Consider the following 18,115-nt stretch of genomic DNA (forward strand, 5'->3'; position numbering starts at 1 on the left):
AGCCATATTGCTGTGACAGCGACTAGAGGCTGAAGCAGGCGCGCTTTATCGGTGTTCGGTTCACCCCAGGCGGATCCTCGAACCGGAGCTTCCGGTTCCCGCTCGCTCGATTGTGAAGGCGGAAAAACCGGATTGGTTTGCGTTTGTTAACCGTATTCGTGGTAACTGCTTCGGTCAGGATGCGCCGCAGCATTGGATGGCCGCAAGCATTGGATGGTAGGATTATGTCGAAGAAAAACGGAATTGATGCTTTCTCGCGCCGGGCTTTCCTGCGCTCCGCCGCAACGATTGGGGCTGCCGCGATTGCCGGCAATGCGATGGCGCAGACGGCGCTGGATGAGATCATCAACGCGCCGCGCCGCGGAACCTGGGATGACCAGTTCGACGCCAAGGCGTCCCGCTCCGCAACGGCGGTCGTTTCCAACAATCCGATTTTCGGCATGGACACGCTCGCCAACACACAAAACGCCATTGCCCAATACCAGCAGATTGCCTCGGCCGGCGGTTGGCCGCAGGTCAATTCGTCTGTGCGCCTCGAAATGGGCGTGTCCGATCCGGCGGTGCAGGCTTTGCGCCAACGCCTGATGATCGTCGGCGACCTGCCACGCTCGGCGGGCATCTCGAATGCCTTTGACAGCTATGTCGATGGCGCCGTGAAGCGCTTCCAGGCCCGTCACGGCCTGCCGTCGGACGGCGTGCTCGGCGAATATTCGATGAAAGCGCTGAACATCCCGGCCGACGTCCGCCTGCAGCAGCTGAACACCAACATCATCCGCCTGCAGTCGATGTCGGGCGACCTTGGTAGCCGCTATGTGATGGTCAATATTCCGGCCGCCTACATCGAAGCCGTGGAGAACGGCCGTGTCGCCACGCGTCATACGGCTGTCGTGGGTCGCATCGATCGTCCCACGCACATCATCAATTCGAAGATTTACGAGGTCATCATCAATCCTTACTGGACCTCGCCGCGTTCGATTGTCGAAAAGGACATCGTTCCCTTGATGCGCAAGGATCCGGAATATCTGAAGAAGAATTCGATCCGCCTGATCGACGGCAAGGGCAACGAGGTTGCGCCGGAAACCATCGACTGGAATGCCGAAAAGGCGCCGAACCTGACCTTCCGACAGGATCCGGGCAAGACCAATGCCATGGCCTCGACGAAGATCAATTTCCACAACGAGCATAATGAATACATGCACGACACGCCGCAGCAGGGCCTGTTCAACAAGCTGGCCCGCTTCGAAAGTTCCGGCTGCGTGCGCGTCCAGAACGTGCGTGACCTGACGACCTGGCTGTTGCGCGATACGCCCGGCTGGTCACGCCAGCAGATCGAGGCAACGATCCGGGCGGGCCAGAACTCGCCGATCAAGCTTGCCGTCGAAGTGCCAGTCTACTTCAAATACATCACGGCCTGGGCTGCGAAGGACGGTGTCGTGCAGTTCCGCGATGATATTTACCAGATGGATGGCGAGCAGCAACTGGCTCTGCAGACCACCACCGGCATCGAACAGGCGGCCGGCTCCGTCGAGCAGGACTTCCTGCCGCAATAAGACAAATCTGCGTGTTCTCGAGAAAGGCCGTCCACCCTGCCAGGTGGGCGGCTTTTTGTTTGCCTGCGGCATTTTTGCCCGGCGCGGCAGGTGCGGGAAATGGCGCAAATCGCACAGCGTGTATTGCCCTTGCCATGCGAGGACGATAAACACCGTGCCACAGTCCTTGAGGAGCTTCAGACATGAGCCTTTCCGCCGCCGACAATGACGTTTTCTTCAGCCGTTCGCTCGCCGACAGCGATCCGGATATTTTCGGTGCGATCGAAAAGGAGCTTGGTCGCCAGCGTCACGAGATCGAGTTGATCGCCTCGGAAAACATCGTCTCGCGCGCCGTTCTGGAAGCGCAGGGCTCGATCATGACCAACAAATATGCCGAGGGCTATCCGGGCAAGCGCTACTATGGCGGCTGCCAGTTCGTCGATATCGCGGAAGAACTTGCGATCGAGCGTGCGAAGCAGCTTTTCGGCGTAGGGTTCGCCAACGTCCAGCCGAATTCCGGTTCGCAGATGAACCAGGCCGTGTTCCTCGCGCTCCTGCAGCCGGGCGACACCTTCATGGGCCTCGACCTCAACTCCGGCGGTCACCTGACCCATGGTTCGCCGGTCAACATGTCCGGAAAATGGTTCAACGTCGTCTCCTATGGTGTCCGCGAAGACGACCACCAGCTCGACATGGAAGATGTCGCCAGGAAGGCCGAGCAACACAAGCCGAAGCTGATCATCGCCGGCGGCACCGCTTATTCGCGCACCTGGGACTGGAAGCGTTTTCGCGAAATCGCCGATTCGGTCGGTGCCTATCTGATGGTCGACATGGCCCATATCGCCGGCCTCGTCGCCGGTGGCGTGCATCCGTCGCCGTTCCCGCATTGCCATGTCGCGACCTCCACGACCCACAAGTCGCTCCGTGGCCCGCGTGGCGGCATGATATTGACGAATGACGAGGCGCTGGCAAAGAAGTTCAACTCGGCTGTCTTCCCGGGTCTTCAGGGCGGACCGCTGATGCATGTCATTGCCGCCAAGGCCGTTGCCTTCGGTGAAGCGCTGAAGCCGGAATTCAAGGACTACGCTGCCCAGGTGGTGAAAAACGCCAAGGTTCTGGCCGAGACGCTGATCGAGCACAATCTCGACATCGTCTCCGGCGGCACCGACAATCACCTGATGCTGGTGGACCTGCGCAAGAAGAACGCGACCGGCAAGCGTGCCGAGGCAGGGCTTGGCCGCGCCTTCATCACCTGCAACAAGAACGGCATTCCGTTCGACCCCGAAAAACCTTTCGTCACCTCCGGCATCCGTCTCGGAACACCGGCCGGCACGACGCGTGGCTTCAAGGAAGCCGAATTCCGCGAAATCGGCAACCTGATCGTCGAGGTTCTCGATGGCCTGAAGGTTGCCAATTCGGATGACGGCAACGCCGTCGTCGAAGCGGGTGTGCGCGCAAAAGTCATGAAGATGACGGAACGCTTTCCGATGTATCCCTACCTCTAAGCTTCAGGCCATAAAGACAAAGGCCTGAAAGGACCAGGATCGCGCATGCGCTGCCCCTATTGCAGTTCCGAAGACAGCCAGGTGAAGGACAGCCGTCCGGCAGAGGACGGCTCCTCCATCCGCCGCCGGCGCATCTGCCCGGATTGCGGTGGCCGTTTCACGACCTTCGAGCGGGTACAGCTGCGCGAACTCATGATCATGAAGAAGACGGGCCGCAAGGTTCCGTTCGATCGCGACAAGCTGTCGCGATCCTTCGAGATCGCGCTCCGCAAGCGGCCCGTCGAACGCGACCGCATCGAACGGGCCGTCTCCGGCATTGTGCGCCGGCTGGAAAGCTCCGGCGAGACGGAGATTCCGTCCGAAGAAATCGGCCTGCAGGTCTTGGAAGCCCTGAAGGGGCTCGATGATGTTGCATTCGTGCGCTACGCCTCGGTCTATCGCGAATTCTCCCATGCGGAAGATTTCGAGAAGGTGATCGCCGAGATCAGCGCCAAGATCGCCCGCGACCCGGGCGTCTGACGTGAAAAGCGGTGATCTGCCAGACGAGGATGCGCGTTTCATGGATGAGGCGGTTCGCCTGTCTGCCCAGCATCTCGGCCAGACCGCGACCAATCCCTCCGTCGGCTGCATCATCGTACGCGATGACGGCGATGGTCCGGTGATCGTCGGTCGGGCCGTCACGGCCCTCGGTGGTCGGCCCCATGCGGAAACACAGGCGCTGAAAATGGCCGGTGAAAAGGCCAGGGGGGCCACCGCCTATGTGACGCTCGAGCCCTGCTCGCATCATGGCAGAACCCCGCCTTGCACCGAAGCCCTGATCGCGTCCGGGATCGGTCGGGTGGTGATTTCCGTCCTCGATCCGGATGAGCGGGTGTCCGGCCGCGGCGCAGCCCTGTTGCGCGAGGCAGGCATCAAGGTGACGCTCGGCACTCGGTCGCAGCAAAGCGAGCGGGCGCTCGAAGCCTATTTGATGCGCCAGCGCAGCAAACGCCCGCATGTGACCTTGAAACTGGCGATTTCCGCTGATGGCATGATCGGTCGCAAGGGGGAGGGGCAGGTCCGCATTACCGGCGCCGAGGCACGCGAAGCGGTTCATCATTTGCGCGCCCGCATCGATGCAATTCTGGTCGGCATCGGAACGGCGATCGCCGACGACCCCGAACTGACGAGCCGGTTGCCCGGCTTGGAGGAGCGGTCGCCGGTCCGCATCGTGCTCGATCGCCGGCTGGACCTGCCGCTGTCGTCGAAGCTCGCCCGGACCGCGCGCGATGTGCGGGTGATTGCGGTTGCCGATTCCGAAATCGCAAGAGCAACGGTCGATGACGCGTTCGATGCCCGCCGCACGGCGCTTGAGGCGCTCGGCGTTGAAGTGCTGGATTGCAATTCTGCAAAGCTCGCCGATCTCCTGATGGCGCTCGCGACGCGGGGCGTCTCGTCACTGCTTGTCGAGGGCGGCGCGAGGACCGCAGTCGCATTTCTCGATGCAGGCCTCGTTGATCGGATCTTGCTGTTTCGTGGACCGGGTAGAATTGGCGAAACGGGAATCGCATCCCCATTTGATACGCGATCCATCCCCTCCGGCTTCAGGCTGGTGGAAACGCGCGGATTTGGCGCGGATATCTGCGATACCTACGAAAGAGACATCTGATGTTCACAGGCATTATCACCGATATCGGCACTGTCGAATCCCTGACCGCCCTCGACGAGGGCATCAAGCTGCGGATTGCCACCGCCTATGATCCCGAAGGCATCGACATCGGCGCCTCGATTGCCTGCTCCGGTGTCTGCCTGACGGTGACGCACCTTCCCGACGCGACCGCCAACCAGCGCTGGTTCGAGGTTGAGGCGTGGGAAGAAGCATTGCGGCTGACGACGATTTCCGGTTGGAGCGTCGGCCAGAAAATCAATCTGGAGCGTTCGCTGAAAATCGGCGACGAACTGGGCGGTCATCTCGTGTCCGGCCATGTGGACGGAAAAGCGGAAATCCTGTCTGTCGAATCGGAAGGCGATGCCACCCGTTTTCGCCTGCGCGCGCCCGAACATCTGGCAAAATTCGTGGCACCAAAGGGCTCCGTCGCGCTCGATGGCACGTCGCTGACCGTCAACGCCGTCAATGGCTGCGATTTCGACGTGCTGCTGATCCGTCATTCGCTCGAAGTGACAACCTGGGGTCAGATCAAGGCCGGTGATTTCGTCAATTTCGAAGTCGATACGATGGCAAGATACGCTGCACGGCTGGCGGAGTTTCCGGCGTCCCAATCTGTCTCCTGAGCGAGCCTGCTGCACGCAGGCTGACTGAAGCGGTTATTTGGAGGGCGAGGTGCCTGATCAGGTGACAGTCCGCGCTCTATCGCTCGAGCAAAACGACTTGCGCGCCGTGATAGACAGAGCGTTTCAGTTCCCGGAAATGCAGCTTTGCAGCGACCCGCAGGGACGCCTGGTTGGCGATGTCGATGATGCAGGTTTTTTTCAGCGCGGGAAAATGCTGGTCGCCCCAGGTCAGGGCTGCGCCGACGGCCTCTGTCGCAAGGCCGCGTCCATGGGAGAGGGGAGAGAGCGCCCAGCCGGTTTCCATCGTGCCTTCAAGCGTTGGGCTGATGACGCGGTGGAGGTCGTGAAAGCCTGCCTCGCCGATGAAATGGCCGCTTTCCTTTTCCTGCAGGGCAAAGAAGCCGAAGCCGAAATAATGCCACATGCCGACCTGCCGCAGGAAACGCGTCCAGGCCTGCTCGCGCGAAAACGGCACGCCGCCGATGAAGCGCGTCACCTCGGGATTGGCGAAAAGAACGCTGTAGGGCGCGAAATCATCGCGACGATAGGGACGCAGGATCAGGCGTTCGGTTTCAATCGTGTGGACAGTGTGCATGAGGACGGGTCATTCCGGTGGTTGGGGGAAAGGGGGAGGCGGTGCGCGGTTCAGATGCCGGGTTCGCCGTCCCAGTAATCGACGTCGCTGGCCGGTCTTCCGATAAAGCGGAACCGGGGCTTTCCCGATGCATCGCGGGTCTTGGCGAGGAATTTCCCGGAATCGGGATATTCGCAGATTTCGGTTGCGGCATTGGCGGAGATCGACAGATATTTGAGCGGCACGGCGCCCGTATTGATCAGGGCATGGGCGGTTTCGGGGCCTCCGGCCGGTGCGCCGAGCACATCGCCGGCCTTGACCGCATGACGGTCCGGGCCGAACCGATACTCCCCTTCGCCTGAGAGGATGACGAACAGTTCCTCTTCGACATGGTGATTGTGGAACGGGCAGCCGGATTTCCCGGGCGGGACCTCGCCATAGCCGACGCCGAGATTGCGAAGCCCGAGCAATGCGCCGAACGATGCATCGCGGGATTCAAAGAAGGTGCCCTCGCGCCAGTGTTCCAGTTCGAGCGTCGCCGGATTGACGATCGGTGCCTGCGTCTCGGTCATGCGCTTCTCCGTTTTCATGGAAATCGTATAGATGTGGCCGGGTGTTGGAAAGCGTTGACGTCAGATCCTGCAATGCGGCGCGCCACCATGGATCAGAAAGTCGATGAAAACCCTGTCGGCGCGCCGTTTTCACGAAAAAGCTTGCCAATCCTGCGCCGTCGTGGTTTGACCGCCGCCTGTGCCGGAGATGTCCGGACCCAAATTTCAAGCAGGTGAAAAATGGCCAACAATCCCACGCCACATATTCTTATTGTGGAAGCGCGCTTCTATGACGACATGGCCGACGCTCTGCTCGATGGCGCGAAGTCGGCGCTGGACGCGGCCGCTGCGACCTATGACATCGTGACGGTCCCCGGCGCGCTGGAAATTCCGGCTGCGATTGCCATGGCGCTCGATGGTGCCGACAATGGTGCGGCTGAATATGACGGCTTCGTCGCGCTCGGCATGGTCATCCGTGGCGAGACCTATCATTTCGACATTGTCGCCAATGAATCCTGCCGCGCCATCATGGATCTGACCGTCACCGAGAGCCTGCCGATCGGCAACGGCATCCTGACCGTCGAGAACGATGCCCAGGCCTGGGCGCGCGCAAAGAAAAGCGAAGGCGACAAGGGTGGTTTTGCCGCCCGTGCCTGCCTCACCATGATCGATCTCAAGATGAAACTGGGCGGCGAACGGTGAGCGACACGTCTTCGACACCTCCGGCCAATCCGCCGGTCAAACAGGCCAACCAGCGTGGCGCAGCTCGCCTTGCAGCGGTTCAGGCGCTCTACCAGATGGACATCGGTGGCACCGGCGTTCTCGAGATCGTTGCCGAATACGAGACACATCGGCTTGGCCAGGAAATCGACGGCGAAACCTATCTCAAGGCAGACGCCTCGTGGTTCCGGTCGATCGTTGCCGGCGTCGTGCGGGACCAGCGCTCGCTCGATCCGCTGATCGGCACGGCACTCCAGGACGACTGGGCGCTGTCCCGGCTGGATTCGACGGTGCGCGCCATCCTGCGCGCCGGCACGTTCGAACTTGTTGAACGCAAGGATGTTCCGGTCGCCGTCATCGTCACCGAATATGTCGAAATCGCCAAGGCGTTCTTCGAAGACGAAGAACCCAAGCTGGTCAATGCGATCCTTGATCGCATCGCCCGCCAGATCCGCACCGACGTCAAGAAATAGGGCGATCACCGCATGAGCATGGAGACGGGCAGCGGGCAGGGCACGATACCGGACCTGCGGGAGGCCCGTCGCAATGTCTATCTGCTGACGGCGGTACAAGGCATCCTTGGCACGCTCGGTCCCATCTGTTTTGCCGTCGGCGGTGTTGCCGGTTACCAGTTGCTGGGCGCCGACAAGTCACTTGCGACCGCGCCGCTCACCGGTTTCAATGTCGGCGTTGCCCTGGGGGCGGTGCTGGTTGCCTTGTTGTCCCGCCTGCTCGGACGGCAGGCTGCTTTCATTGTCGGCGCCCTTTTGGGGGCTGCCGGCGGCGCCGTGGCAGCGATCGCCCTGTTTCGCAGTGATTTCTGGCTTTTTGCATTCGGCCTCTGCATTGCCGGCATGTCTGGCGGTTTTGCCCAGAAGATCCGCTTTGCCGCTGCCGACGCTTCCCCGTCATTCTACAAGCCGCGTGCCATCTCGTGGATACTCGCGGGCGGCATGATATCAGCGGTTCTCGGGCCGCAACTCGTCATTCTGACCATGGATGCCTTTTTGCCGATCCTCTTTGCCGGTGCCTTCATGGCGCTGGTTCCGATCTGCCTTGCTGCCATCATCGTGCTTCTGTTCCTGCGCCTGCCGGATTTGCGCAAGCCCACGACGCCGACGTCTGGAGCCACGGCACCGGCAGCCGTTGCGCGGCCCTTGAAGGAGATCGTGCTGACGCAGCGCTTCCTGACCGGCATGATCTGTGGGATTTCCACATACGCCTTGATGACCTTCATGATGACCGGCGCGCCGATCGCGATGGTCGTCGGCTGCGGCTTCTCGACCGATCTTGCGACACTCGGCATCCAGTGGCATGTGCTGGCAATGTTCGCGCCGAGTTTCTTCACCGGCATGCTGGTGTCGCGTTTCGGCGCGGAAAAGGTCGTGGCGGCGGGACTTGCCCTTCTCATGCTCTGCGCCGTTGTTGCCCATGCCGGCATTGCGCTCTGGAATTTCTGGGGTGCACTCATCCTCCTGGGGCTCGGCTGGAACCTTGGTTTCATCGGCTCGACGGCCATCGTCGCAGCAAGCTATCGCCCTCACGAAGCCGACAAGGTTCAGGGCTTCCACGACATCATCCTGTTTGCTGCCGTCGCTCTTGCGTCCTTCGGATCCGGCAAGGTTCTGACCGCCTATGGCTGGGATATGCTCAGCGCGGCCGTGTGGCCGGTGACCATTCTCTGCTTCATTCTCCTGGCATTTCTGGCCCGTTCCGGGACAAAGCAGACAGCCTGAACCGATTGCTTCGGGCAGGCTCCCGCTTGTCCCCTGAAAAAGCAGCTAAGTCCTGCAAATCAGCCAGTTTTGAGCTTGTCGAAGGGCTTGACGATACCGATTCGTCACCGCACTCTTGCCCCTGCATGGGCTGCCGCGCTTGATGGGGAGCAAGGGCCCATGCGTTTTTTTGCCTGTGGAACGGAGTGAGCTGCGGGTTAACGGAGGAAAGAGCGAAATGACCATTCTACTGGGCGTTATCGCATGCGGGTTGCTTTCGGTGGTCTATGCCATCTGGACGACCCGGTCGGTGCTTGCCGCCGACCAGGGCAATGCCCGCATGCAAGAGATTGCAGGCTTCATACGCGAGGGGGCGCAGGCCTATCTCACCCGTCAATACATGACCATTTCCGTCGTCGGCGCTGTTGTCTTCGTCGGCACCTGGCTTCTTTTGTCGGCAACTGCCGCCGTCGGCTTTCTGATCGGCGCGGTTCTTTCGGGGCTGGCCGGCTTTATCGGCATGCATGTCTCCGTCCGCGCCAATGTGCGCACGGCGCAGGCCTCTTCCGTCAGCCTTGCGGCCGGCCTCGACATCGCTTTCAAGTCGGGCGCCATCACCGGCATGCTGGTGGCCGGTCTCGCCTTGCTGGGGGTCTCCATCTACTATCTCGTGCTCACGGAAGGTTTCGGCCACGCGCCGGATTCGCGTGACGTTATCGATTCACTCGTTTCGCTTGGTTTCGGCGCTTCGCTGATCTCGATCTTTGCCCGTCTCGGCGGCGGCATCTTCACCAAGGGCGCGGATGTCGGCGGCGACCTCGTCGGCAAAGTCGAGGCCGGCATTCCCGAAGACGATCCCCGCAACCCGGCCACGATCGCCGACAATGTCGGCGACAATGTCGGCGACTGCGCCGGCATGGCGGCAGACCTGTTCGAAACCTATGCGGTCTCGATTGTTGCGACCATGGTTCTGGCGGCGATCTTCTTTTCCGGAAGTGCGACGCTTGACCTCGTGATGGCCTATCCGCTGGCGATCTGCGGCGCCTGCATCATCACCTCCATCATCGGCGCCTTCTTCGTCAAGCTCGGCTCGAATGGCTCGATCATGGGCGCGCTCTACAAGGGGCTGATCGTGACGGGCGTCCTGTCGATCGTTGGTCTCGGGGCAGCCACGTCGCTGACCATTGGCTGGGGCTCGATCGGCGTGGTCGAGGGCAAGGATATCACCGGCGCAAACCTGTTCGTCTGCGGTATTCTCGGCCTTGTGGTGACGGCCCTGATCGTCGTCATTACCGAATATTACACCGGCACCAACAAGCGCCCGGTCAATTCCATCGCCCAGGCTTCGGTCAGCGGCCATGGCACAAACGTCATCCAGGGGCTTGCTGTTTCGCTGGAATCGACCGCGCTTCCGGCGATCGTCATCGTCGGTGGCATCCTGTCCACCTATCAGCTGGCCGGCCTGTTCGGCACCGGCATCGCCGTCACTGCGATGCTCGGCATTGCTGGCATGATCGTTGCGCTCGACGCATTTGGCCCCGTCACCGACAATGCCGGCGGCATTGCCGAAATGGCGCATCTGCCGCCGGATGTCCGCAAGGCAACCGACGCGCTCGACGCGGTCGGCAACACGACGAAGGCAGTCACCAAGGGCTACGCCATCGGTTCGGCCGGTCTCGGTGCGCTCGTGCTGTTTGCGGCCTATTCCAACGACCTGAAGTATTTTGCCGCCAATGGCGACAAATATCCGTATTTTGCGGATGTCGGCACGATTTCTTTCGATCTGTCGAACCCCTATGTCGTCGCCGGCCTGATCTTCGGCGGTCTCATCCCCTATCTCTTCGGCGGTATCGCAATGACGGCCGTCGGCCGTGCGGCCGGCGCGGTGGTCGAGGAAGTCCGCCGCCAGTTCCGCGAGAAGCCGGGCATCATGGCCGGGACCGATCGTCCCGACTATGGTCGCGCGGTCGACATGCTGACCAAGGCGGCGATCCGCGAAATGATCGTGCCGTCGCTCTTGCCGGTGCTGGCGCCGCTCGTCGTCTATTTCGGCGTCCTGCTGATCTCCGGCTCGAAGGCGTCGGCGTTTGCTGCGCTCGGGGCCTCTCTTCTCGGCGTCATTGTCAACGGCATCTTCGTGGCGATCTCCATGACCTCGGGCGGTGGCGCCTGGGACAATGCCAAGAAGAGCTTCGAAGACGGCTTCATCGACAAGGACGGCGTGAAGCACATGAAGGGATCGGAGGCACACAAGGCCTCCGTGACCGGCGATACGGTTGGCGATCCCTACAAGGACACGGCCGGTCCCGCGGTCAACCCGGCGATCAAGATCACCAATATCGTCGCGCTTCTGCTGCTCGCCGTTCTGGCTTAGGGAATTCGCTGACGGTTGCGTTGAAAGACGCGCCGTCGGTTGCCCAACGATCGCATAAAAAAACCGCGGAAACTTGTTCCGCGGTTTTTGCATTGAGGAAATGCAATGCTGCCGGTTAGCGGCCCCTGCTGCCGCCGTCGCTGCCATCGGCGAAGATCGATCTTGCCATGCTCTTGCCGATACCATTGCCTGACAGCAACTGGTTGAGGAAGGTCATCTCGCGACCGCCGGTCGGCGTCGTGCGGGAGATCACGTCGAACACCTTGCCATCCTGCAGCGTGTAGTTTGCGAGCTTTTCGACGACGCCCTCCTTGTCGAAATAGACGGTCAGGATGCTTTGGTCGACGAGCTTGGGCTTCATGAACGCAACGGGACGCGTCCGCTTCTGCGAGATGTAGTAGAACACTTCATTGTCGAAGGTGGCCGTCGTGGATGGCGTCCCAAGTGACAGGAGAACCTGCTCGCGGCTCGCTCCGACCGGCGCCAGCGCCAGCGTTTCCTTGTCGACCACATAGCCCTGATTGAGGACTTCGCCTGTCCCCAGCATGTCCGTTGACTTGCACCCTGTCAGCGCAATGCCACAGATCGCCAATGTAAGAACAACGCTACGCAGTTTCATGTCAGACTTGAAATACCGTTTCGTCAACGACATCTCCCTTGGGGTAAAGATGGCAGATGCGCCATTGCAATTCGTGCCTGCTTCGGTAAACCAGCTTCAGCAATCATGCAACAACAGGATGCGTGGGTGCGCGCACTTTGAAGCAGCCAAACTTGGGCTTTATGATGATTTTCGGATTGTTCGGCAAAAAAAATAGCAACACTGCGATCGTCGAGCGCCAATACGGCCTTCTGACGGCTGCGGCACGTCGACCGGTTCTCTACGCCGAGCTTGGCGTCCCCGATACGGTGATGGGGCGGTTCGAGATGCTTTCCACCGTCCTGATCCTGTATTTTCGCCGCACGCGCGGTTCGGCGCGCACCGGCCAGGAAATCGCACAGGAGATCGTCGATGCGTTTTTCGAGGATGTCGATCATTCGATCCGCGAACTCGGCGTCGGCGACGTCGCCATTCCCAAACGCATGAAAAAACTGGCGGGCATGTTTTACGGCCGCCTTGAAACCTATTCTGCTGCCCTCGAATACCGGGATGCCGCAGCCCTGACTGCAGCGCTGAAACGCAATTTCTATCCCGAGCCAGCGGGTTCAGACGTCTCGATGCAGGCTCTGGCAGCCTATCTGCTGGAGGCCGAGGCTGCCTTGGCAGCGTCCGACGAGGCCGTGGTCGAAGCCGGTATGCTGGATCTGCCTGTGCCCGCAAGCCCGGGTTTGGACTGAAACCGTCCTGCCCCCCAGCGCCTGTCTGATACAAGCGCTTGACGATACGAACGGCGCGGTGCCCAGATGGCCGCGATCGTCTCCAGAAGGATCACAGAATGACCCATGACGAAAAACCGGCATTTTCCTATCCGGTCAAGGTCGGCAACATTTCCGCCAATGCCGTGACGGTCCGTCTGTCCGCCGACGATCAGGAGCGTATCGCGCTGGCTGCGCTCTGGAATGTCGTCGAGGTCGAGTCCTTGTCTGCCGAGTTGCAGATCAATCGCTGGAAGAAGGACGGTGTACGGATCCGCGGACGCGTCGCAGCGAAGATCGTCCAGGCCTGCGTCGTGACCCTGGAGCCGGTCGGATCACAGATCAGCGAGCCGATCGACGTGATCTTCGTCCCGGAAGGCTCGCGGCTGGCCCGCATCGCCGCCAACGACACTGGTGAAATGTTTGTCGATCCCGAAGGTCCCGATCTGCCTGAGGTCTTCACCGGCGATACGATCGATGCCGGCACAGTCGTGGCCGAGCATGCAGCACTCGCAATCGATCCTTATCCGCGCAAGGACGGCGTTGCTTTTGGCGAACGGATCGAAAGCACGAAGGAAGATGACGTGCGTCCCAATCCCTTTGCCGTGCTGAAGGACTGGAAAAAGGACTAGGGCGTCTTGCTCCCGGCACAAATCGGTTGTCACGGAACTGAAAAACGGTATTTTGGCCGCAATCCGGCCCGTTGGGCCATCTGTTCCGGAAAGCCGGGCATTGATGGTCCAAACGTCATGGAAACACGTGTGTCTCCATCGCTCAAAGAGTTGCGTTGAGACGAAACATGCGGTGTGGCCGGAAAAAAGGATAAGGCACGCGTGGTCAGAATTTCTCTTGATGTTATGGGCGGCGACTTCGGTGCGCAGGTCGTCATTCCGGGTGCCGCAAAGGCACTCGAGCGTCATCCCGATATACGGTTCGTGCTGTTCGGCATCGAATCGGAATGCGCGCCCCTTCTCGACAAGCATCCTAAACTGAAGGCGGCCAGCGTTTTCCACCACAGCGAAATCGCCATTGCCATGGACGAGAAGCCGAGCCAGGCCCTGCGCCGCGGCCGCGGCAAGTCGAGCATGTGGAATGCGATCGATGCCGTCGGCAAGGATGAGGCGGATGTCGTGGTTTCCGCTGGCAATACCGGCGCGCTGATGGCGATGTCGGTCTTCTGTCTGCGGACGATGTCCGGCATCCAGCGCCCGGCGATCGCCGCCATCTGGCCGACGCTGAAAGGCGAAAGCATCGTGCTTGATGTGGGCGCGACGATCGGCGCCAATGCACAGCAACTGATGGATTTCGCTCTGATGGGCGGCGCCATGGCGCGCGCTTTGTTCGAGGTGGAACGCCCGACGCTCGGCCTGCTCAATGTTGGTGTCGAGGAGATGAAGGGACAGGAAGAGGTCAAGGAAGCCGGACGGCTGCTGCGCGAGGCGGGCCTCGACAGCATCGACTATTACGGCTTCGTCGAGGGCGACGACATTGGTCGCGGAACCGTCGACGTTGTGGTGACCGAAGGCTTTTCCGGCAATATCGCGTTGAAGACTGCCGAAGGCACGGCGCGGCAGATCGCCGAATATCTGCGTGCCGCAATGTCGCGCACATTGCTGGCTAAGATCGGATATATCCTGGCGAAAGGCGCTTTCGACCGGCTCCGCGAGAAGATGGATCCGCGCAAGGTCAATGGCGGTGTCTTTCTCGGTCTGAACGGCGTGGTCATCAAGAGCCATGGCGGCACCGACGCGGAAGGGTTCGCGGCCGCGATCGACGTTGGTTATGATATGGTTCGAAATGGGCTCAAGGCGAAGATCGCCAATGATTTGCAGAAATATCGTGCCGTGGCCGCTTCCGAAAGCGCGGCCGGTAGCATGAGCGATGAGGTTTGAATAAGATGATTCGTTCTGTGGTTCGCGGTTTCGGGGCAGCGCTCCCGAAACAGGTGGTGACCAATGCCGATCTGGAAAGCAGGGTCGACACGTCCGATGAATGGATTGTGCAGCGAACCGGCATCCGGCAGCGTTATATTGCTGGCGAGGGCGAAACCACGGCATCTCTGGGCGAGGCCGCAGCGCGCGCCGCCCTTGACAATGCCGGGCTGACTGCGGCCGATCTCGACCTGATCATTCTTGCGACGTCGACCCCGGACAACACTTTTCCAGCGACCGCCGTGAATATCCAGAATCGCCTTGGCATGCACCACGGCGCCGCCTTCGACGTTCAGGCGGTCTGTTCCGGCTTCATCTTCGGCGTGACCACCGCCGACGCCTATATCCGTGGCGGCCTGGCCAAGCGGGTTCTGGTGATCGGTGCGGAAACGTTTTCACGGCTTCTCGACTGGACAGACCGCACGACCTGCGTCCTGTTTGGCGATGGCGCCGGAGCAATCATCCTCGAGGCGCAGGAGGGCACCGGCAGCAACAGCGATCGCGGCGTGCTAACGACGCAATTGCGCTCGGATGGTGCCCACAGGGAAAAGCTCTATGTCGATGGCGGCCCGTCAACGACAGGCACGGTTGGCCATTTGCGCATGGAGGGCCGCGAAGTCTTCAAGCACGCGGTCGGCATGATCACCGACGTCATCGAGGCCGCCTTTGCCGCCACCGGCACGACGGCGGACGATCTCGACTGGCTGGTCCCGCACCAGGCCAATCGCCGGATCATCGACGGCTCGGCAAAGAAACTCGGAATTCCGCTGGAGAAAGTTGTCGTGACTGTCGATCTGCATGGCAATACCTCGGCCGCCTCGATCCCGCTTGCGCTGAATGTTGCAGCGTCCGACGGCCGTATCAAAAAGGGCGACCTGGTGCTGCTCGAGGCCATGGGCGGTGGCTTCACCTGGGGTTCCGTGCTTCTCCGCTGGTAAAAAATTATTGATATACGGCAGGCGCTTGACCGGAATAGACAAGGGCAATAGTCTTCGCAGACTAATCGATATCCAATAAAATCGGTGGGGGAAGATGAGCGGAAAAACGGTAACACGGGCAGATTTGGCTGAATCGGTTTTCCGCAAGGTCGGCCTGTCGCGCACGGAATCGGCGGAACTGGTCGAGACGGTCATCGACGAAATCTGCAATGCCATTGTGCGTGGCGAAAGCGTCAAGCTTTCCTCCTTCGCAACCTTCCAGGTGCGTGACAAGAACGAGCGCATCGGCCGCAATCCGAAGACCGGTGAAGAAGTGCCGATCTCGCCCCGCCGCGTCATGACTTTCAAGGCCTCCAACGTGCTCAAGCAGCGCGTCCTGAAATCGCACGTGGCGCGCAAGGCCAAGCAGAAGCCGGCGGTTTCTGCGACCTGATCCCCCGATGGTTACTGTTGCAGCCATCTCCCGTCGCTTGTGCACCCGCAAATAATCGCTCAGAAGCCATGTTAACATGGTTGAAAACCTATCCTTAAGCCGTTGAAATGGGACCGATTCGTGTAATCATCGAATCGTGCAGCGAAGCGCCGACCGCGACCTTCGAATGGGGATGACATGGAAAAAAGCCCGGATGCGTTTCGCACCATCAGCGAGGTCGCTGACGATCTCGACCTGCCGCAGCACGTGCTGCGCTTCTGGGAGACCCGTTTTCTCCAGATCAAGCCGATGAAGCGTGGCGGTGGCCGCCGCTATTATCGCCCGGACGACGTCGATCTGCTGAAGGGTATCCGTCACCTGCTGTATGACCATGGTTATACGATCAAGGGCGTGCAGAAGCTCCTGAAGGCCAACGGCAACAAGTTCGTATCAGCGATCGCCAGCGGCGATCTCGCGACCATTGAGGCACTGGCCGCGGCCAACAACGACGAGTCTCCGCTGCAGGCCCAGCAGCCCAAGCTCGGCAATCCGGACGACGACCAGATCGTCGGCCGCGCCAAGGCACCGGCGAGCCGCCGCTTCTTTTCCTTCGTCGGCGGCAATGAGGACGTGCCGGAAATTTCCATCGGCAAGACATCGGTCGGCAAGGAAGACCGGGCGCTTTTGCAGGAGGCGCTTTACGATCTCCTGGAATGCAAGCGGCTGCTCGATCAGGTGCGGTAGCCGGCGGTCTTCGCAGACCAACTGGCCGCAATTGCGCAGCGGCCGGAAGCCGCGCGCCGTACGGGCAAATCGCGCCGCACGGGCAAATATTGTCGAGATTGTCTATGTTCCGGTGGGGAATTTTGGTCGGAGTGGCGGGATTCGAACCCACGACCCCTTGACCCCCAGTCAAGTGCGCTACCGGGCTGCGCTACACTCCGAGCCGCCGCAAGACCTATAGTTTCAGGATGCGTGGTGCAAGGGGAAAAAGCGGCAATCAGAAACAAAATAGCCGGTGCATCCTATGTGGCCGGATGGCGGCAGGCCGGGGCGTCCGGCTATGTCCGCTGTGCGATTTTACGATACAGGCTCTCGGTCTTGTCGATCATCACGGCGAGCGAATAGTCGCCCTTGCGGGCCGTTGCTGCCGCCTGCAAGGCGATGAAGGTTTCGGGTTGCGCTGCGGTGGCCATGGCAGCGGAAAGCCGGGTGATGTCGTCGGTGTTCGGCACGATGAGCCCGTTCATGCCGTCCGCGATCACGGTCCGGGCGCCGCCAATATCCGTGGATATGATCGGTTTTCCGGCTGCTGCAGCCTCGAGCATGACATAGGACATCGCCTCGTAGCGGCTGGGCATGACCAGCACATCGAAACAGGAGACCGCCTGTGGTCCTGAAAAGACGCTGGTCAGGTGAATGCGGTTCTGCAGGCCGCTCGCCTGGATGGCCGCCTTTGTCTGTCCTTCCAGTTCCCCGGAGCCGACCATGACGAGATGGGCGTTGCCAAGGCGCGACGCGGCATGGGCAAACGCCTGCAGCAGCCGCTCGGGTGCTTTTTGCGGGGAGAGGCGGCCGATAAAGCCGAAGACGAGCTGGTCCGCTGCTATGCCGAAGCTGGCGCGCAGTGTCTGCGCCATCGCGGCTTGCGGCGCCGTGACGCCGTTGCGGATGACCGACATCATGCGCTGCGCAATGCCGAGGCGACGCGCGTGGTCATACTCGTCGTCGGAAACGCAGATGAGGTGGTCGGTGAAAAGGCGGGCCAGCAGAAGTTCGATCGACCCATAGATCAGGCGTCCCGCAAGGCCGAGCGTCGGATCCATGGTGCGGAAGGCATGCGGTGTGTAGATGCGCGGAACATGCGGGCCGGGCAGGCGCAGCCGGGTGAGGGCGCCGGCCTTGGAACTGTGCCCATGGACAATGTCGAAGCCGCCGTTGCGGATGATTTTGCCGAGCGCCTTGTGGGCGGCGATATCCGAGCGCCCCGGTGCCCGCTTCATCGCGACGCTGTGAATGGCCGGCAGGCCAATTGCCTTTAACTCGCGTAGAAAGGCCTCTTCGGCCCGCAGTGGCGAGTAGACCACCTCGACGTGATGGCCGCGTGCGGCCAGTCCCCGGCAGAGATCCAGGAAATGGCGACCCGATCCGCCACCGCTGGGCTCCAGAACCTGCAGGATCCGCATCGGCACGGAGGTGGGCGTTGCTATCGGCAGTACATCGCTGGTCATGTTCACGGTCC

19 protein-coding genes and 1 tRNA gene are annotated in these 18,115 nt (G+C 61.0%); 15 read left to right on the forward strand and 5 right to left on the reverse strand.

What is annotated here, in order from left to right; all coding sequences use genetic code 11:
- Nucleotides 1–224 precede the first annotated feature (224 nt).
- The 5 genes from AX760_RS02525 to AX760_RS02545 all read left to right on the forward strand — a co-directional run bounded on the left by AX760_RS02525 (nucleotide 225) and on the right by AX760_RS02545 (nucleotide 5,305).
- A complete protein-coding gene (locus AX760_RS02525) occupies nucleotides 225–1,550 on the forward strand; it encodes a L,D-transpeptidase family protein (protein WP_071831260.1) in 1,326 nt (441 codons plus the stop codon).
- A gap of 182 nt (nucleotides 1,551–1,732) precedes the next feature.
- Nucleotides 1,733–3,034, forward strand: coding sequence for a serine hydroxymethyltransferase (gene glyA / locus AX760_RS02530; RefSeq protein ID WP_071831261.1), 1,302 nt, complete (start codon nucleotides 1,733–1,735; stop codon nucleotides 3,032–3,034).
- 45 nt (nucleotides 3,035–3,079) lie between these two features.
- A complete protein-coding gene (nrdR, locus tag AX760_RS02535) occupies nucleotides 3,080–3,553 on the forward strand; it encodes a transcriptional regulator NrdR (protein ID WP_071831262.1) in 474 nt (157 codons plus the stop codon).
- Between the two features lies 1 nt (nucleotide 3,554).
- Nucleotides 3,555–4,682 carry a bifunctional diaminohydroxyphosphoribosylaminopyrimidine deaminase/5-amino-6-(5-phosphoribosylamino)uracil reductase RibD gene (gene ribD / locus AX760_RS02540; RefSeq protein WP_280950747.1) on the forward strand — a complete coding sequence of 376 codons (1,128 nt, stop codon included), beginning with the start codon at nucleotides 3,555–3,557 and terminating at the stop codon, nucleotides 4,680–4,682.
- Entirely contained in the window at nucleotides 4,682–5,305 is a 624-nt protein-coding gene (locus AX760_RS02545; protein ID WP_071831264.1) for a riboflavin synthase, read from the forward strand. The genes ribD and AX760_RS02545 overlap by 1 nt, the downstream gene beginning before the upstream one ends.
- A 76-nt stretch (nucleotides 5,306–5,381) precedes the next feature.
- On the opposite strand, the gene AX760_RS02550 is transcribed toward AX760_RS02545, so the two are convergent.
- Nucleotides 5,382–5,900 (reverse strand): GNAT family N-acetyltransferase, encoded by a 519-nt coding sequence (locus tag AX760_RS02550; RefSeq protein WP_071831265.1) that lies wholly within the window; start codon nucleotides 5,898–5,900, stop codon nucleotides 5,382–5,384.
- 50 nt (nucleotides 5,901–5,950) lie between these two features.
- A complete protein-coding gene (locus tag AX760_RS02555) occupies nucleotides 5,951–6,451 on the reverse strand; it encodes a cupin domain-containing protein (protein WP_071831266.1) in 501 nt (166 codons plus the stop codon).
- A gap of 219 nt (nucleotides 6,452–6,670) precedes the next feature.
- Between AX760_RS02555 and ribH the strand changes: the two genes are divergently transcribed.
- The 4 genes from ribH to AX760_RS02575 all read left to right on the forward strand — a co-directional run bounded on the left by ribH (nucleotide 6,671) and on the right by AX760_RS02575 (nucleotide 11,239).
- Nucleotides 6,671–7,132: a 6,7-dimethyl-8-ribityllumazine synthase gene (gene ribH / locus AX760_RS02560; protein ID WP_071831267.1), complete on the forward strand. Its 462-nt coding sequence runs from the start codon at nucleotides 6,671–6,673 to the stop codon at nucleotides 7,130–7,132.
- Nucleotides 7,129–7,623: a transcription antitermination factor NusB gene (gene nusB / locus AX760_RS02565; RefSeq protein ID WP_071831268.1), complete on the forward strand. Its 495-nt coding sequence runs from the start codon at nucleotides 7,129–7,131 to the stop codon at nucleotides 7,621–7,623. Before ribH ends, nusB begins: the two co-directional genes overlap by 4 nt.
- A gap of 18 nt (nucleotides 7,624–7,641) precedes the next feature.
- Complete coding sequence (locus AX760_RS02570) at nucleotides 7,642–8,886, forward strand: MFS transporter (RefSeq protein WP_425348807.1); 1,245 nt, start codon at nucleotides 7,642–7,644, stop codon at nucleotides 8,884–8,886.
- Nucleotides 8,887–9,103: 217 nt separating this feature from the next.
- On the forward strand, nucleotides 9,104–11,239 hold the full coding sequence (locus AX760_RS02575; RefSeq protein WP_071831270.1) for a sodium-translocating pyrophosphatase: 2,136 nt from the start codon (nucleotides 9,104–9,106) through the stop codon (nucleotides 11,237–11,239).
- Between the two features lie 115 nt (nucleotides 11,240–11,354).
- On the opposite strand, the gene AX760_RS02580 is transcribed toward AX760_RS02575, so the two are convergent.
- Nucleotides 11,355–11,891 (reverse strand): outer membrane protein assembly factor BamE, encoded by a 537-nt coding sequence (locus tag AX760_RS02580; protein ID WP_071831271.1) that lies wholly within the window; start codon nucleotides 11,889–11,891, stop codon nucleotides 11,355–11,357.
- A 131-nt stretch (nucleotides 11,892–12,022) separates the two neighbouring features.
- On the opposite strand from AX760_RS02580, the gene AX760_RS02585 reads away from it, so the two are divergent.
- From AX760_RS02585 to AX760_RS02610, 6 genes are all read left to right on the forward strand, one after another.
- Entirely contained in the window at nucleotides 12,023–12,574 is a 552-nt protein-coding gene (locus AX760_RS02585) for a ubiquinol-cytochrome C chaperone family protein (RefSeq protein WP_071831302.1), read from the forward strand.
- A gap of 98 nt (nucleotides 12,575–12,672) precedes the next feature.
- Nucleotides 12,673–13,224, forward strand: a complete 552-nt coding sequence (locus tag AX760_RS02590) for a YceD family protein (RefSeq protein ID WP_071831272.1) — start codon at nucleotides 12,673–12,675, stop codon at nucleotides 13,222–13,224.
- 201 nt (nucleotides 13,225–13,425) lie between these two features.
- Nucleotides 13,426–14,484, forward strand: coding sequence for a phosphate acyltransferase PlsX (plsX, locus tag AX760_RS02595; protein ID WP_071831273.1), 1,059 nt, complete (start codon nucleotides 13,426–13,428; stop codon nucleotides 14,482–14,484).
- Between the two features lie 5 nt (nucleotides 14,485–14,489).
- The gene (locus AX760_RS02600) at nucleotides 14,490–15,461 is read left to right on the forward strand and encodes a beta-ketoacyl-ACP synthase III (protein WP_071831274.1); all 972 of its coding nucleotides are present in this window, start codon (nucleotides 14,490–14,492) and stop codon (nucleotides 15,459–15,461) included.
- A 94-nt stretch (nucleotides 15,462–15,555) separates the two neighbouring features.
- Nucleotides 15,556–15,894 (forward strand): integration host factor subunit alpha, encoded by a 339-nt coding sequence (locus tag AX760_RS02605; protein ID WP_071831275.1) that lies wholly within the window; start codon nucleotides 15,556–15,558, stop codon nucleotides 15,892–15,894.
- 177 nt (nucleotides 15,895–16,071) lie between these two features.
- Entirely contained in the window at nucleotides 16,072–16,617 is a 546-nt protein-coding gene (locus AX760_RS02610) for a MerR family transcriptional regulator (protein WP_071831276.1), read from the forward strand.
- 123 nt (nucleotides 16,618–16,740) lie between these two features.
- Here AX760_RS02610 and AX760_RS02615 read toward each other — a convergent pair.
- Both AX760_RS02615 and AX760_RS02620 read right to left on the reverse strand, forming a co-directional pair.
- Nucleotides 16,741–16,817: transfer RNA gene (locus AX760_RS02615), tRNA-Pro, on the reverse strand.
- A gap of 117 nt (nucleotides 16,818–16,934) precedes the next feature.
- Nucleotides 16,935–18,104: a glycosyltransferase family 4 protein gene (locus AX760_RS02620; RefSeq protein ID WP_071831277.1), complete on the reverse strand. Its 1,170-nt coding sequence runs from the start codon at nucleotides 18,102–18,104 to the stop codon at nucleotides 16,935–16,937.
- Nucleotides 18,105–18,115 lie beyond the last annotated feature (11 nt).

Origin of the sequence: Pararhizobium antarcticum, from assembly GCF_001885585.1 — a bacterium.
Classification (GTDB): domain Bacteria; phylum Pseudomonadota; class Alphaproteobacteria; order Rhizobiales; family Rhizobiaceae; genus Pararhizobium; species Pararhizobium antarcticum.

Coding starts and splice junctions, on each gene's coding strand:
- AX760_RS02585 (WP_071831302.1), top strand. CDS start 12,023: ATGATTTTCGGATTGTTCGGCAAAAAAAATAGCAACACTGCGATCGTC.
- AX760_RS02575 (WP_071831270.1), top strand. CDS start 9,104: ATGACCATTCTACTGGGCGTTATCGCATGCGGGTTGCTTTCGGTGGTC.
- AX760_RS02620 (WP_071831277.1), bottom strand. CDS start 18,104: ATGACCAGCGATGTACTGCCGATAGCAACGCCCACCTCCGTGCCGATG.
- AX760_RS02525 (WP_071831260.1), top strand. CDS start 225: ATGTCGAAGAAAAACGGAATTGATGCTTTCTCGCGCCGGGCTTTCCTG.
- AX760_RS02605 (WP_071831275.1), top strand. CDS start 15,556: ATGAGCGGAAAAACGGTAACACGGGCAGATTTGGCTGAATCGGTTTTC.
- AX760_RS02590 (WP_071831272.1), top strand. CDS start 12,673: ATGACCCATGACGAAAAACCGGCATTTTCCTATCCGGTCAAGGTCGGC.
- AX760_RS02580 (WP_071831271.1), bottom strand. CDS start 11,891: ATGTCGTTGACGAAACGGTATTTCAAGTCTGACATGAAACTGCGTAGC.
- AX760_RS02550 (WP_071831265.1), bottom strand. CDS start 5,900: ATGCACACTGTCCACACGATTGAAACCGAACGCCTGATCCTGCGTCCC.
- AX760_RS02555 (WP_071831266.1), bottom strand. CDS start 6,451: ATGACCGAGACGCAGGCACCGATCGTCAATCCGGCGACGCTCGAACTG.
- ribH (WP_071831267.1), top strand. CDS start 6,671: ATGGCCAACAATCCCACGCCACATATTCTTATTGTGGAAGCGCGCTTC.
- AX760_RS02545 (WP_071831264.1), top strand. CDS start 4,682: ATGTTCACAGGCATTATCACCGATATCGGCACTGTCGAATCCCTGACC.
- AX760_RS02600 (WP_071831274.1), top strand. CDS start 14,490: ATGATTCGTTCTGTGGTTCGCGGTTTCGGGGCAGCGCTCCCGAAACAG.
- AX760_RS02570 (WP_425348807.1), top strand. CDS start 7,642: ATGGAGACGGGCAGCGGGCAGGGCACGATACCGGACCTGCGGGAGGCC.
- nrdR (WP_071831262.1), top strand. CDS start 3,080: ATGCGCTGCCCCTATTGCAGTTCCGAAGACAGCCAGGTGAAGGACAGC.
- glyA (WP_071831261.1), top strand. CDS start 1,733: ATGAGCCTTTCCGCCGCCGACAATGACGTTTTCTTCAGCCGTTCGCTC.
- AX760_RS02610 (WP_071831276.1), top strand. CDS start 16,072: ATGGAAAAAAGCCCGGATGCGTTTCGCACCATCAGCGAGGTCGCTGAC.